Annotated in this window: 13 protein-coding genes, 1 tRNA gene and 1 pseudogene; 14 read left to right on the forward strand and 1 reads right to left on the reverse strand. The window is 69.4% G+C overall.

Translation table 11 applies throughout. The annotated features are described in order from the left end of the window. The 7 genes and pseudogenes from ACK5KK_RS08755 to serA form a co-directional block, all read left to right on the forward strand. A pseudogene (locus tag ACK5KK_RS08755) lies at positions 1 to 177 on the forward strand (acetolactate synthase large subunit); the annotation flags it as partial. A gap of 3 nt (positions 178 to 180) precedes the next feature. Beyond that, entirely contained in the window at positions 181 to 690 is a 510-nt protein-coding gene (gene ilvN / locus ACK5KK_RS08760; RefSeq protein WP_416889704.1) for an acetolactate synthase small subunit, read from the forward strand. Positions 691 to 728: 38 nt separating this feature from the next. After that, on the forward strand, positions 729 to 1,754 hold the full coding sequence (gene ilvC / locus ACK5KK_RS08765; protein ID WP_416889705.1) for a ketol-acid reductoisomerase: 1,026 nt from the start codon (positions 729 to 731) through the stop codon (positions 1,752 to 1,754). Between the two features lie 84 nt (positions 1,755 to 1,838). After that, the gene (locus tag ACK5KK_RS08770) at positions 1,839 to 2,549 is read left to right on the forward strand and encodes a copper homeostasis protein CutC (protein WP_416889706.1); all 711 of its coding nucleotides are present in this window, start codon (positions 1,839 to 1,841) and stop codon (positions 2,547 to 2,549) included. 88 nt (positions 2,550 to 2,637) lie between these two features. After that, entirely contained in the window at positions 2,638 to 3,189 is a 552-nt protein-coding gene (locus ACK5KK_RS08775; protein ID WP_416889707.1) for a DNA polymerase III subunit gamma/tau, read from the forward strand. Then, on the forward strand, positions 3,186 to 3,536 hold the full coding sequence (locus ACK5KK_RS08780; protein WP_416889708.1) for a bacitracin resistance protein: 351 nt from the start codon (positions 3,186 to 3,188) through the stop codon (positions 3,534 to 3,536). The genes ACK5KK_RS08775 and ACK5KK_RS08780 overlap by 4 nt, the downstream gene beginning before the upstream one ends. Positions 3,537 to 3,640: 104 nt before the next feature. After that, entirely contained in the window at positions 3,641 to 5,245 is a 1,605-nt protein-coding gene (serA, locus tag ACK5KK_RS08785; protein ID WP_416889709.1) for a phosphoglycerate dehydrogenase, read from the forward strand. On the opposite strand, the gene ACK5KK_RS08790 is transcribed toward serA, so the two are convergent. Continuing rightward, complete coding sequence (locus tag ACK5KK_RS08790) at positions 5,232 to 5,792, reverse strand: TetR/AcrR family transcriptional regulator (protein ID WP_416889710.1); 561 nt, start codon at positions 5,790 to 5,792, stop codon at positions 5,232 to 5,234. The two genes, serA and ACK5KK_RS08790, sit on opposite strands and share 14 nt — an antisense overlap. Positions 5,793 to 5,851: 59 nt before the next feature. On the opposite strand from ACK5KK_RS08790, the gene ACK5KK_RS08795 reads away from it, so the two are divergent. From ACK5KK_RS08795 to ACK5KK_RS08825, 7 genes are all read left to right on the forward strand, one after another. Beyond that, positions 5,852 to 7,432 (forward strand): MFS transporter, encoded by a 1,581-nt coding sequence (locus tag ACK5KK_RS08795; RefSeq protein ID WP_416889711.1) that lies wholly within the window; start codon positions 5,852 to 5,854, stop codon positions 7,430 to 7,432. Continuing rightward, positions 7,395 to 8,447 (forward strand): 3-isopropylmalate dehydrogenase, encoded by a 1,053-nt coding sequence (locus tag ACK5KK_RS08800; RefSeq protein WP_416889712.1) that lies wholly within the window; start codon positions 7,395 to 7,397, stop codon positions 8,445 to 8,447. The genes ACK5KK_RS08795 and ACK5KK_RS08800 overlap by 38 nt, the downstream gene beginning before the upstream one ends. Before the next feature lie 54 nt (positions 8,448 to 8,501). Beyond that, the gene (locus ACK5KK_RS08805) at positions 8,502 to 9,605 is read left to right on the forward strand and encodes a branched-chain amino acid aminotransferase (RefSeq protein ID WP_416889713.1); all 1,104 of its coding nucleotides are present in this window, start codon (positions 8,502 to 8,504) and stop codon (positions 9,603 to 9,605) included. A 3-nt stretch (positions 9,606 to 9,608) separates the two neighbouring features. Beyond that, the gene (locus ACK5KK_RS08810) at positions 9,609 to 10,376 is read left to right on the forward strand and encodes a fumarylacetoacetate hydrolase family protein (RefSeq protein WP_416889714.1); all 768 of its coding nucleotides are present in this window, start codon (positions 9,609 to 9,611) and stop codon (positions 10,374 to 10,376) included. After that, the gene (locus ACK5KK_RS08815; RefSeq protein WP_416889715.1) at positions 10,369 to 11,619 is read left to right on the forward strand and encodes an MFS transporter; all 1,251 of its coding nucleotides are present in this window, start codon (positions 10,369 to 10,371) and stop codon (positions 11,617 to 11,619) included. Before ACK5KK_RS08810 ends, ACK5KK_RS08815 begins: the two co-directional genes overlap by 8 nt. Before the next feature lie 51 nt (positions 11,620 to 11,670). After that, positions 11,671 to 13,185, forward strand: coding sequence for a glutamate--tRNA ligase (gene gltX / locus ACK5KK_RS08820; protein WP_416889716.1), 1,515 nt, complete (start codon positions 11,671 to 11,673; stop codon positions 13,183 to 13,185). Positions 13,186 to 13,259: 74 nt separating this feature from the next. Then, a tRNA-Gln gene (locus ACK5KK_RS08825) sits at positions 13,260 to 13,334 on the forward strand. Positions 13,335 to 13,634: the final 300 nt, after the last annotated feature.

Consider the following 13,634-nt stretch of genomic DNA (forward strand, 5'->3'; position numbering starts at 1 on the left):
GAGGACGAGGTGGATGCCGCGATCCGCACAGCGCTCGAGACCAACGACCGTCCCGTCGTGATCGACTTCGTCGTGAGCGCCGACGCCATGGTGTGGCCGATGGTGCCTCAGGGTGTGAGCAACAGTTACGTCCAGTACGCGCGCGACCACGCGCCCACGTTCGATCAGGAGGCCTGAGTCATGAGCAAACACGTCCTCAGCCTCCTCGTGGAGGACAAGCCCGGTCTGCTGACCCGCGTCGCCGGTCTCTTCGCCCGCCGCGGGTTCAACATCGATTCCCTCGCCGTGGGCGTCACCGAGGTGCCGGGGCTCTCCCGCATCACCGTGGTCGTGGATGTCGAGGTGCTGCCGCTCGAGCAGGTGACCAAGCAGCTCAACAAGCTCGTGAACGTGCTCAAGATCGTCGAGCTGGAGGCGCCCTCGTCGGTGCAGCGCGAGCATGTGCTGGTGAAGGTGCGTGCCGACAACCAGACGCGCTCCAACGTGATCGAGGTCGTCAACCTGTTCCGTGCGTCGGTGGTCGACTACGCCACCGACGCCCTCGTGGTCGAGGTGACCGGCGACCGCGGCAAGATCGACGCCTTCCTGCACGCAGTGGAGCCGTTCGGCATCAAGGAACTGGCCCAGTCGGGCATGCTCGCCATCGGGCGGGGCGGCAAAAGCATCACCGAGCGCGTGCTGCGCAGTTGACCCTCACAGACCACAAACAAGGAGAGAAACACAACATCATGGCTGAGATCTTCTACGACGCCGATGCCGACCTGTCGCTGATCCAGAGCAAGAAGGTCGCGATCGTCGGCTACGGCTCGCAGGGCCACGCCCACGCGCAGAACCTTCGCGACTCGGGTGTTCAGGTGGTCATCGCGCTCAAGCCGGGTTCGAAGTCGGCGCCCAAGGCCACCGAAGACGGCTTCGAGGTCAAGTCGGTCTCCGACGCGGCCGCGTGGGCCGACGTCATCATGATCCTCGCGCCCGACCAGTTCCAGCGCGGCATCTACAACGACGAGATCAAGCCGCAGCTGGCCGAGGGTAAGACGCTCGCGTTCGCACACGGCTTCAACATCCGCTTCGGTTACATCCAGGCTCCGGACGGCGTCGACGTCATCCTGGTCGCCCCCAAGGCCCCCGGTCACACGGTGCGCCGCGAGTTCGTCGCCGGTCGCGGCATCCCCGACATCATCGCGGTCGAACGCGACGCGTCGGGCGAGGCCGGGGCGCTCGCGCTGTCATACGCGAAGGCGATCGGCGGCACCCGCGCCGGCGTCATCAAGACCACGTTCACCGAGGAGACCGAGACTGACCTGTTCGGTGAGCAGTCGGTGCTGTGCGGCGGGGTGTCTCAGCTCATCCAGTACGGCTTCGAGACGCTCACCGAGGCGGGCTACCAGCCGCAGATCGCCTACTTCGAGGTGCTGCACGAGCTGAAGCTCATCGTCGACCTCATGTGGGAGGGTGGCGTTGCCAAGCAGCGGTGGAGCGTGTCGGACACGGCAGAGTACGGCGACTACGTCTCCGGCCCGCGGGTGATCGACCCGCGGGTGAAGGAGAACATGCAGGGCGTGCTCGCCGACATCCAGTCGGGTGCGTTCGCGAAGCGTTTCATCGACGACCAGGACGCGGGCGGCCCCGAGTTCCAGAAGCTCCGCGCCGCGGCCGCGCAGCACCCGATCGAGGCGGTCGGCAAGGAACTGCGCGCGCTGTTCGCCTGGAAGCAGCAGGACGCCGACTACACCGAGGGCTCGGCCGCACGCTGAGTCCGCCAACGCCTGTGCCCGGTCCTCCCGCGGAACCGGGCACAGGCGTTTCCGTGCGCGGCCGAGCGCACTACCATCGTGCGCATGTCCCCCCACATTGAAATCGCGGTGCAAGATGCCGCCGGCGCCCGCATCGCGGTCGCCGCCGGTGCGACCCGCCTGGAGCTGTGTCAGGCGCTCGCCCTCGGCGGGCTCACCCCGTCTCTCGGTCTGCTCGATGCGGCGTGCGCGGCCGTGGACCCCGCGCTGCTGGCCGTGCTGGTGCGCCCGCGCGGTGGCGGTTTCGTCTACGACGCCGACGAGGTCGCCGTCGTGAGCGCAGACATCCGGGCGTGCGTGAGCCGGGGTGTGGGCGGCGTCGTCGTCGGTGCACTGGACCGCAGCGGGGGAGTCGACCGCGAGGTGATACGGCGATGGGCGGGCGAAGCGGCGGGCACGCCGGTGGTGTTCCACCGGGCCATCGACGTCCTCGACCCGCTGCCCGCGCTGGACGTGCTCATCGAGGAGGGGGTGACGCGCGTTCTGACCTCCGGCGGTGAGGCCGTCGCCGCCGACGGCCTCGACACCCTGTCGGCGCTCGTGGAGCGGGCGGCCGGGCGCATTCAGATCATGGCCGGTGGCGGCGTGCGGCCCGTGGACATCCCCGAGATCGTCGCAACCGGCGTCGACGCCGTGCACTTGTCGGCGCGCAGGACCGCGGGCGGGGAGCATCCCTCCGGCCCCGGCGGCGGCGCCACGGGGCACGACGTGACCGACGCCGCCGTCGTGCGGACCGCCGTGGCCGCCGCCGTGTAGCCGGCGCGGTCATGGCCGGGTCGCGGGACCCGGAGCAGATGAGACGGCGGCACAGGTGCCGGGGCGCCGCGCCCATTAGGCTGTGGGTGTGAGCACTGCACGCGACGACCCGTTGTCGTGGGATGGCGACGACGACCCGACACTGCAGACCTCGTCGGCGGTCGCGGACGACGAGGAGGCGGCACCGGACCCCGAGCCGCCTGCGACCGCCGACGATCGGGCGAGCGCGTCCGCGCCGGCGGAACCCGCCCTGCCGGAGGGTTTCACCGCGGTGGGGAAGGGCAGTGAGAAGGTCGGCCGCATCCGCTCCGACGGCATCGTCGTGCCCGCCGGTGAGCCCACGCCGATGGGCAACGTCGCGCTCATCGGCACCGGCATCCTCGGGGGCGTGTATGCCCTGTTCACGATCGGGTGGATCGTGGGCGGGCTTCGTCTGCAGGATGTCGCCTTCTTTCTCATCTCGCCGGTGGCCTACGTCCCCGCGTTCTGGCTCGCGGTGCTCGCCCCGGCGATCTGGTTCCTGACGACGTGGCTGCTCACCCGGGGTTCGGCGGTGTGGGTGCGCTTCACCTGGCTCGTCGCCGGTGCCCTGTTGCTCGTTCCCTGGCCGTTCGCGATGATCGGAGCGCTGGGACAATGACGACGACCGATTCTGCTGTGGCGCCGCGCCGGCCGCCCACCTGGGCGGTCGCGACGGTCGCCGGGTTCTTCGGACTGTTTTACGCCTACGCTGTCTGGAACGCGGTCGCTCTCTTGGTGTCACAGGCCACCGGAACGCTCGGGATCAACGGTCTGGGCTGGTTCGTGCTGGTCTTCGCGGCGGTGTTCCCGATGGCGGCCTTCGCCGCCGCGCTGGGGCTGGGGATGCGACGCCGCGTCTGGCAGCTCGCTCTCCTGCTGCTGACCGGGCTGGCGTTGGCGGCGGTGTTCTGGCTGAACATCGTCGCGTACAGCACCACGGCCGGTGCCGCGCTCGTGGGCGGCTGACGACCGCGCATCGGAGGTTCGGCGGGTCGAGCCGTTAGGCTGTGGATGCCGCGCTCTCTCGCGGCACGGCCGACATCCACCCGCGCTCCGAAGGATCTACCTCCGTGCCCAAGCCCGTTGTCCTCATCGCCGAACAGCTGTCTCCCGCCACGATCGACGCGCTCGGTCCCGACTTCGAGATCCGTCACGTCGACGGTGCCGACCGCGCAGCCCTGCTGCCCGCGCTGGACGGTGTCCACGCGGTGCTCATCCGTTCGGCGACGAAGATGGATGCCGAGGCGATCGCCGCCGCCCCCGACCTCAAGGTGATCGCGCGCGCCGGCGTGGGCCTGGACAACGTCGACATCAAGGCGGCGACGACGGCAGGAGTCATGGTCGTCAACGCACCGACGTCGAACATCATCTCGGCCGCCGAGCTCACCGTCGGTCACATCCTGAGCCTGGCCCGTCACATCCCCGCCGCACACGCGTCGCTCGCGGGCGGCGCGTGGAAGCGCAGCTCCTTCACCGGGCTGGAACTGTTCGAGAAGACGGTCGGCATCATCGGACTCGGCCGTATCGGCGGGCTGATCGCGGCACGCCTGCAGGCGTTCGGCGTCACGGTCGTCGCGTACGACCCGTACGTCACGCCGGCCCGGGCCGGCCAGCTCGGCGTGCAGTTGCTCGACCTCGACGACCTGCTCGCGCAGAGCGACTTCGTGACGATCCACATGCCGAAGACGCCCGAGACCACCGGAATGATCAGCACCGCGCAGTTCCGGACGATGAAACCGACCGCGTACGTGGTCAACGTCGCCCGCGGTGGCCTCATCGACGAGGCCGCCCTTCACGACGCCCTGGTCGCCGGCGAGATCGCCGGGGCCGGCCTCGACGTGTTCACGAGCGAGCCGCCGGCCGAGGGCGGCACCGCCGCCGCGCTGCTCAGCCTGCCGAACGTCGTGGTCACCCCGCACCTGGGGGCCTCTACCGACGAAGCCCAGGAGAAGGCCGGTGTGTCGGTGGCCAAGTCGGTCAAGCTCGCCCTGGAGGGTGATCTGGTGCCGGATGCCGTCAACGTGGCCGGTGGCGTCATCGACCCGTTCGTCCGTCCTGGGATCGCGCTGGTCGAGCAGCTCGGCCAGTTCTTCACGGGCCTGAGCTCGGCGGCACTGTCGAGCCTCGACATCGAAGTGCGCGGCGAGTTGGCCGCCTACGACGTGAAGGTGTACCGCTTGGCCGCGCTCAAGGGGGTGCTGGCGAACGTCGTCAGCGAGAACGTCTCGTACGTGAACGCGCCGCTGTTCGCCGAGCAGCGGGGGATCGAGACGCGCATGATCGTCGAGGCCGACAGCCCGCAGTACCGCAACCTCACGGTGCTGCGAGGCACCTTCGCGGACGGGAGCGTGCTGACGGTCGCCGGCACGCTCGCGGGCACCCGCATGGTGCCGAAGGTCGTCGAGATCGACGAGTACGAGATGGAGGTGGCCATCGAGCAGCACCACCTCGTCATCCGCTACCAAGATCGGCCGGGCGTGATAGCGATCTACGGTCAGAAGCTCGGGAACGCGGGCATCAACATCGAGAGCCTCCAGGTGTCGCACCCCGACGCGAACGGCCGTTCCCTGTCGCTGCTGACGGTCGACTCGCCGGTCCCGGACGCGCTGATCGATGAGATGCGCGAGGCGGTCGGCGCGGACTTGTTCCGCCGGATCGAGATCACTCAGGACTGAGGCCGCGGGCGGTCGCCGACGCGACGAGGGCGATGAGCGCGTCCATGTCGGCCCCCTCGGGCACCGGAGTGGGCACGGCGCTGGCGCTGAGGGCGTTGTTGAAGTAGAGGCCGTCACCGACGAGCATCACCACCTGCAGCGCGGTTTCGTCACGCGTGTGCGGTCGCAGTGCGTCCGCCCACAGCTCGCGCACCTCGCGGAGTGCGTTCCCGGCGGCCTCACTGCCGCCCTGGGCCAGGCGTGTCATCGCGATGAGGGCGCGGTCGAGCGGGCTGTCCTCCATGATCGAGGTCCGCAGGAACGTGGCGACCATGCCCTCGGTGGACTCGGTCATCTGCGCGACGTCGTCGCGAGCGAGGGCGTCGAGGCGGTCGCGGAGCGCGGCCTCCAGCGCGTCTTTGGAGGCGAAGTGGTACAGCAGACCGCCCTTGGAGACGCCGGCGCGGTGGGCGACGGCATCCATCGTCGCGCCGCGCGGGCCTTCCTCGCCGAGCAACTGCTCGTAGGCGTCGAGCACCGTGTCGCGCGCACGTGCCGGTCGGGCCATCGTCGTTCCGATCTTCGGGTCGGGTTCACCTGTTACTATACCGGCTGGACGGTGTAGAAATGACTCTGACGGAAGAGATCGCGCTCGAGGAGCGCAACAGCAGCCGGGTCGGCTGGCGTGGCTGGGCGGCCCTGGTGGTGCTCATGCTGCCGGTACTGCTGGTCTCGGTCGACAACACCGTGCTGAGCTTCGCACTGCCGGCCATCGCGGCCGATCTCGCGCCCACCAGCACGCAACAGCTGTGGATCATCGACGCGTACCCGCTCGTGCTGGCGGGCCTGCTGGTGACGATGGGGACGCTCGGCGACCGGTTCGGACGGCGGCGGATTCTGCTGATCGGCGCCGTCGGGTTCGCGGTGGTGTCGGTCTTCGCCGCGTTCGCACCGACGGCGTCGGCGCTCATCGCTGCGCGCGCCGTGCTCGGGCTGTTCGGGGCGATGCTTATGCCCTCGACGCTGTCGCTGCTGCGCAGCATCTTCACCAACCGTGACCAGCGTCGGCTCGCGATCGCGGTGTGGGCGTCGATGTTCTCGGCGGGATCGGCGATCGGGCCGGTGGTCGGCGGCATCCTGCTGGAGCACTTCGCGTGGGGATCGGTGTTCCTGCTGTCGGTGCCGGTCCTGGTGCCGTTGCTCGTGTTCGCGCCCCTTCTGCTGCCCAACACGCGCGATCCGCACCCGGGACGCTTCGACCCGCTGAGCATCGTGCTGTCGATGCTGACGACGGTGCCCATCGTGTACGCGATCAAGGAACTGGCCGTGCACGGTGCCGGGGTCGTGCCGGTGCTGCTGCTCCTTCTCGGCGTCGGGTTTGGCGTGGCGTTCGTGCGCCGGCAGGTGCGTAGCGCGACGCCGATGCTCGACATGCGGCTGTTCGGGCGCGCCCGGTTCAGCGGTGCGCTGCTGGTGAACCTGCTGAGCGTAGTCGCCCTCGTCGGCTTCTTGTACTTCGCGTCGCAGTATCTGCAGCTGGTCGTCGGGCTGTCGCCGATGGATGCCGGCCTTGCCCTCGTGCCCGGAATGGCCGTCATGATCTTGGCGGGCCTGCTCGTGGTTCCGGTCGCCCGCCGCGTGGCGCCGCGCATCCTGGTGCCGATCGGGCTGGCGATCTCGGCGGTCGCCTACCTCATGGTCGCGTTCGGCGCCTCAGCCGGGGTGGGGCTGCTGGTCACCGCGTTCGCGGTGCTCGCGATCGGCATCGGTATGGCCGAGACCGTGTCGAACGAGCTGATCCTCGCGAGCGTGCCGCCGGCCAAGGCCGGGGCGGCCAGCGCCGTCTCGGAAACGGCGTACGAACTCGGAGCGGTGCTCGGCACCACGGTGCTCGGCGGAATCCTCACCGCGATCTACCGCAGCACCATTCAGATCCCCGCGGAGGTGCCGGTCGAGGCGGCGCGCGCGGCGCGCGAGACGCTCGCAGGCGCGGCGCAGGTGGCGCGGGACCTGGGCGGCGCGTTGGGGGAGCAGGTCGCGTCCACCGCCGCGGCGGCGTTCGAGTCGGGTGTGTTCGTGACCTCGATTATCGGTGCCGTGCTCGTGGTGGCGGCGGCCGTCATCGCGGCCACTACGCTGGGGGGAGTCCACACCCCGAGCGAGGAGAGCAATGTCGCGCGTCGTGAAGCTGGCCGTCATCCCCGGTGACGGCATCGGCCCCGAGGTCATCGTGGAAGCGGAGAAGGTGCTGGATGCGGTCACGGTCGCGTCGGAGGTGACGTTCGAGAAGACGACGTTCTCGCTGGGCGTCGGCCGGTACCTCGCCACCGGTGACACACTGACCGACAACGACCTCGCCGCCATCCGTGCGCACGACGTGATTCTGCTCGGCGCCGTCGGTGGGACCCCGGGCGACCCGCGGCTGAAGGACGCGAACATCGAACGCGGTCTGCTGCTGAAGCTCCGGTTCGAGCTGGACCACTACGCGAACCTGCGGCCCGCGAAGATCTACCGCGGAGCGCCGGGGCCGCTGGCCGACCCGGGTGCGGTCGACTTCGTGGTGGTACGCGAGGGCACCGAGGGTCCGTACGTCGGCAACGGCGGCACGATCCGCGCCGGTACGCCGCAGGAGATCGCCAACGAGACCTCCGTCAACACCGCCTACGGGGTAGAGCGGGTCGTACGGTTCGCGTTCTCACAGGCCGAACGCCGCCGCCGCCGCCTCACTCTGGTGCACAAGACCAACGTTCTCGTGCACGCGGGCAGCATGTGGAAGCGGATCGTGGACGCGGTGGCCGCAGAGCATCCCGATGTGGCCGTAGACTATCTGCACGTCGACGCGGCAACCATCTTCCTGGTCACGAACCCTGAGCGCTTCGACGTGATCGTCACCGACAACCTCTTCGGCGACATCCTCACCGACTTGGCCGGCGCCGTCACCGGAGGCATCGGACTGGCCGCGTCGGGGAACATCAACCCCGACGGCGTCTTCCCGTCGATGTTCGAGCCGGTACACGGATCCGCTCCCGACATCGCCGGAACACAGCAGGCCGATCCCACGGCCGCGATTCTCTCCGTCGCCCTGCTGCTCGATCACCTCGGGCTGCCCGGCGAAGCCGAGCGCGTCACCCGCGCCGTGGCGGAGGACATCGCCGGACGAGGGGCCACCACACGAACGACCGCGCAGGTCGGCGACGCCATCGTGGCTCGGGTTCAGGCGTAACCTGGACGAGCCGCCCCGGCCGTCGTCTCGCCAGCGCGTGGAACAGGACTGATCATGACCGTCATAGACCCCGAGACCGAACTCGCTCCGCTCGAGTTCGCGCACACCCCTCATCTCGCGCCCACGACACCGGAGCGCCGCGAGCAGATTCTGGCCGCGCCCGGCTTCGGCGAGAACTTCACCGACCACATGGTCGACATCTGCTGGTCCAAGACCGGCGGCTGGCATCGCCCACGGGTGCAGCCCTACGGGCCGATCACCCTCGACCCGGCCGCCGCGGTGCTGCACTACGGGCAGGAGATCTTCGAGGGGATCAAGGCCTATCGGCACGCCGATGGGACGATCCACACGTTCCGTCCCGACCAGAACGCGGCCCGATTGCAGCGCTCGGCCCGGCGCATGGCCCTTCCGGAGCTGCCCACGCCGTACTTCCTGCAGTCGCTGCGTGAACTCATCGCCGTCGACGGCGCCTGGGTGCCCTCGGGTGAGGACCAGAGCCTGTATCTGCGGCCCTTCATGTTCGCCAAAGAGGCGTTTCTCGGAGTGCGAGCGGCGCACAAAGTCGGGTATTACCTGATCGCGAGCCCGGCCGGTGCCTACTTCCACGGCGGCGTCAAGCCGGTGTCGATCTGGCTGAGCGAGGACTACGCCCGCGCGGCCGGGCGCGGCGGGACCGGGGCGGCCAAGACCGGCGGCAATTACGCCGCCAGTCTGCTGCCGCAGGCCCAGGCAGCCGATCGGGGCTGTGCCCAGGTGGTCTTCCTCGACCCGGACGGCAACGTCGAGGAGCTCGGCGGCATGAACATCGTCTTCGTGAAGAGGGACGGGACGCTGGTGACGCCGGCATCTGAATCGATCCTGGCAGGAATCACGCGGGACTCGATTCTGCAGCTGGCGGCCGACCGCGGCCACCGGGTGGAGCAGCGCCCGTTCTCGCTGCAGGAGTGGCGCGACGGTGTGGCGTCCGGCGACATCGTCGAGGTGTTCGCGTGCGGGACCGCCGCCGTCGTCACCCCGATCGGCGGGCTCAAGGCCGCGGGGTTCGAGGACGCCCAACCGATCGGCCCGCTGGCCCTCGAACTGCGCCAGCACCTCACCGACATCCAGTACGGGCGTGCCGAAGACACACACGGCTGGCTCGTGCGGCTGGACGGCTGAGCGGTGCACGTCGCTCGGTTCCGTCACCAAGGGCAGCTGCGTTTCGGCATCCTCGACGGGGACGACCTCGTCGTGCTCGCCGGCGATCCCCTGTTCGCCGGGTACGAGACGACGGGCGAGCGGGTTCCGGTCTCGGCGGCGACCCTGCTGGCCCCGGTCATTCCGCGGTCGAAGGTCGTCTGCGTCGGGAAGAACTACCGGGACCACGCCGCCGAGATGGCGTCGGAGGCGCCGGCGGAGCCGTTGCTGTTCCTCAAACCGAACACCGCGGTCATCGGTCCAGGGGACGCGATCGTGCGACCGCCGCAGTCCACGCGGACCGACTATGAGGGTGAGTTGGCCGTCGTCATCGGGCGGGTGGCGAAGAATGTCGCGGCGCAGGACGCGCTCGACCACGTCTTCGGGTACACGATCGCGAACGACGTGACGGCGCGCGATCTGCAGGCCTCGGACGGTCAGTGGTCGCGAGCGAAGGGGTTCGACACCTTCTGCCCGCTCGGACCCGTGATCGATACGGAGTTCGACCTGGAGGGTGGGGCACGCATCGTCACGCGGGTCAACGGCGAGGTTCGTCAGGACGGGCCGATCAGCGACATGGTGCACGCGGTGCCCGAGGTGATCGCGTACGCGTCGGCGGTGTTCACCCTGCTGCCGGGGGATGTGATCCTCACGGGCACCCCGGCCGGTATCGGCCGGTTCGACGCCGGTGACGACGTCGCGGTGGAGATCACCGGACTCGGCGTTCTGCGCAACCCTGTGCGCGATGCCTGAGGTTCGCCCGCCGGGGGACGCCGTGATCGACATCCGCCGGGTGCAGCGCCGCACGGTGGGTGTGCTGGCGGCCGGGCAGGTGCTCGGGTCGATCGCGTTCGGAGCGACCGTGTCGCTCGGCGCGCTGCTGGCGGTGGATCTGTCGGGCGCCGAGGAGCTCTCCGGGCTCGCGACGGCGTCGGTGACGCTCGGGGCGGCCCTGTTCGCGCTGCCGCTGGCGCGGATGGCGGCCGCTCGCGGACGGCGGTTCTCGCTGACGCTCGGGAACCTCGCCGGTCTGATCGGCATTGCGATCGTGCTGACGGCGGCATCCGTGCGCTCGTTCCCGCTGCTGCTGGTGGGTGTCGTGCTCATCGGGGCCGGCAACGCCGGCAATCTGCAGTCGCGGTTCGCGGCGACCGACCTGTCGGAGCCGCAGCATCGGGGGCGCGACCTCGGCACCGTGGTGTGGGCGACGACCGTGGGCGGCGTGCTCGGGCCGCTGCTCCTCGGCCCCGGCGAAGTGGTCGGTCAGTTCCTCGGGATGCCGCCGCTGACCGGGTCGTACGTCTTCTCGATCGTCGCGCAATCGCTGGCGTTCGTCCTCTACCTCATCGCGCTGCGGCCCGACCCGCTGCGGTTGGCGCAGCGGCGGGAGCAGGAACGGGCACGCACACCGGGGCAGAGTGCCCTCGTCGAGGTGGATCACCCGGTCGCCGCCCGCTACGCGATCTTCGCGGTGGCCGGCTCGCACGTCGTGATGGTGTCGGTGATGGCGATGACACCGGTGCACCTGTCGCACCTGGCGCCCGAACACGTCACCTCGATCGTCGGGATCACGATCGCCGCGCACGTGTTCGGAATGTACGGCATGTCACCCCTGTTCGGCGCCCTTGCGGACCGATGGGGGCGGGTGCAGACGATTCTGCTGGGCCAGGTGCTGTTGGCGGCCTCCCTCGTTTTGGCGGCGGCGGCACCGGGTTCGCCCGCCGCGGTCATGGTCGCGTTGTTCCTGCTCGGCGTCGGGTGGAGTGCGGGTACCGTGGCGGGGGCTGCGTTGCTCACCGAGTGCACGCGTTCGGCGATTCGGCCGCGTCGTCAGGGTTTGAGTGACACGATCATGGCGGCGTGTGCCGCCGTGGGCGCCGTGGCCGCGGGGGTCGTGCTCGGGTGGGTCGGGTACGGCGGTCTCGCGCTGAGCGCCCTGGTGTTCGTCGCCGCCGTCGTGGCGTTGTCGCCCTACGCCCGGATTCCGCGGGTCTGACCGGCGGGCGGCCGTGGGAGTGCGGGCGCCGAGCCAACTAGACTGACGGGAATGTGCGCTGCGCCCCATCCCCTCACCACCACCGCATCCGGTTCCGACGTTCGTGTGCGGTTCTGCCCGTCGCCGACGGGGCTGCCACACGTCGGCATGCTCCGCACGGCGTTGTTCAACTGGGCCTACGCGCGCCACACCGGCGGGGCGTTGGTGTTTCGGGTCGAGGACACCGACGCCGCGCGGGACAGCGAGGAGAGCTACCGGCAGCTGGTGGACGCGCTGACCTGGCTGGAGATCGACTGGGACGAGGGCGTCGAGAAGGGCGGTCCGCACGAGCCGTACCGCCAGTCGCAGCGGCACGAGCTCTACCGTGGGGTGCTGGAGCGACTCATCGCGTCGGGCGCGGTGTACGAGTCCTATTCGACCGCGGCAGAGATCGATGCCCGCAACGAGGCGAACGGCAGGGCGAATCAGCTCGGGTACGACAACTTCGACCGTGACCTGAGTGACGAGCAGCGGGCGGCGTTTCGTGCCGAGGGCCGCGAGCCGGCCTGGCGGCTGCGGGTACCGGACGCCGACCTCACCTACGTGGATCTCATCCGCGGCGAGGTGACGTTCCCGGCCGGTTCGTTTCCCGATTTCGTGGTGGTGCGGGCCGGCGGGGTGCCGCTGTACACGTTCACCAACCCGGTCGACGATGCGCTCATGGGGATCACGCATGTGTTGCGTGGTGAAGATCTCATGCCGTCCACGGCGCGCCAGCTCGCGCTGTACGGTGCGCTGATCGACGCCGGAGTGGCGTCGTTCGTGCCTCGGTTCGCGCACATGCCGTTGGTGCTGGGGGAGACCGGGACCAAGAAGCTGTCCAAGCGCGACCCGAAGGCCGACCTGTTCCTGCAGCGCGAGAAGGGGTTCATCCACGAGGGTCTGCTGAACTACCTGGCGCTGCTCGGGTGGTCGATCGCGCCGGATCGTGACGTGTTCAGTCGTCAGGAGTTGATCGACGCGTTCGACATCGTCGAGGTGAACCCGAACCCGGCTCGGTTCGATCAGAAGAAGGCCGAGTCGATCAACGGCGATCATGTGCGGCTGCTGCCGCCGGCGGACTTCGCCGCGCGGCTGGTGCCGTACCTGGTCGCGGCAGGCTTCGTCGCCGACCCGCCGACCTCGGCGCAGCAGCGGATGCTGGATCAGGCTGCGCCGCTGGTCCAGGAGCGCATGGCGTTGCTCGGCGATGCGCCCGGGTTGCTGGGCTTCCTGTTCCGCGACGAGGTGGCCTACGACGATGATGCGCTGAAGGGCCTGCCCCCGAATGCGGGGGAGGTGCTGGCGGCGTCGCTGGCGGCGGTGGCGGGCCTTCCCGAGGCGGAGTTCACGGCATCCGCGATCCAGGGCGCGCTGTCGAGCGCGTTGATCGATGGGCTGGGGCTGAAGCCCCGTGTGGCCTACGGTCCGTTGCGGGTGGCGGTGAGCGGTCGGCGGGTGTCGCCGCCGCTGTTCGAGTCGATGGAACTGCTGGGTCGTGAGGTGTCGGTCGCGCGGCTGCAGGCACTGGCGGCGCGGCTCGGGTGAGGGCCGGTCTGGTTTGGTAGCCCCCGCGTTGTGAGCTAATCTAGAACGTCGGTACCGCTTCGGTCGACAACCCTTGTGGTATGGTGTAATTGGCAACACGGCTGATTCTGGTTCAGTTGTTCTTGGTTCGAGTCCAGGTACCCCAGCCATAAGGCCCGGAAATCTGCGGGAGAGCAGATCATCCCGTGGCCATCATCCAGGCGATACGTCGCCAGAGTCACTTTTTGGGCAACTTTTTGCCCCCGAATCAGCCGGTTTGGCTGACCCGCCCCCTGTCATCCCGGTCTGCCCCGTGCTGGTCACGGTGGCTCCGTGCGGAGTGGTTGCACCTTGCTGTCATGAGCGAGCAGGACAGCGAAATCCTCACCCCGGAGCAGGTCGCCGAGCTTCTTCACGTGTCCCCGCGGACGATGGAGGAGTGGCGTCGCACACGCACCGGCCCGCCGTGG

It is taken from the genome of Microbacterium sp., from assembly GCF_047972865.1.
Lineage (GTDB): Bacteria > Actinomycetota > Actinomycetes > Actinomycetales > Microbacteriaceae > Microbacterium.

Excerpts from the sequence above, each read along its gene's own strand:
- ilvN (WP_416889704.1), top strand. The coding sequence starts at position 181 with ATGAGCAAACACGTCCTCAGCCTCCTCGTGGAGGACAAGCCCGGTCTG.
- ilvC (WP_416889705.1), top strand. The coding sequence starts at position 729 with ATGGCTGAGATCTTCTACGACGCCGATGCCGACCTGTCGCTGATCCAG.
- ACK5KK_RS08770 (WP_416889706.1), top strand. The coding sequence starts at position 1,839 with ATGTCCCCCCACATTGAAATCGCGGTGCAAGATGCCGCCGGCGCCCGC.
- ACK5KK_RS08780 (WP_416889708.1), top strand. The coding sequence starts at position 3,186 with ATGACGACGACCGATTCTGCTGTGGCGCCGCGCCGGCCGCCCACCTGG.
- ACK5KK_RS08790 (WP_416889710.1), bottom strand. The coding sequence starts at position 5,792 with ATGGCCCGACCGGCACGTGCGCGCGACACGGTGCTCGACGCCTACGAG.
- ACK5KK_RS08795 (WP_416889711.1), top strand. The coding sequence starts at position 5,852 with ATGACTCTGACGGAAGAGATCGCGCTCGAGGAGCGCAACAGCAGCCGG.
- ACK5KK_RS08800 (WP_416889712.1), top strand. The coding sequence starts at position 7,395 with ATGTCGCGCGTCGTGAAGCTGGCCGTCATCCCCGGTGACGGCATCGGC.
- ACK5KK_RS08805 (WP_416889713.1), top strand. The coding sequence starts at position 8,502 with ATGACCGTCATAGACCCCGAGACCGAACTCGCTCCGCTCGAGTTCGCG.
- ACK5KK_RS08815 (WP_416889715.1), top strand. The coding sequence starts at position 10,369 with ATGCCTGAGGTTCGCCCGCCGGGGGACGCCGTGATCGACATCCGCCGG.
- gltX (WP_416889716.1), top strand. The coding sequence starts at position 11,671 with ATGTGCGCTGCGCCCCATCCCCTCACCACCACCGCATCCGGTTCCGAC.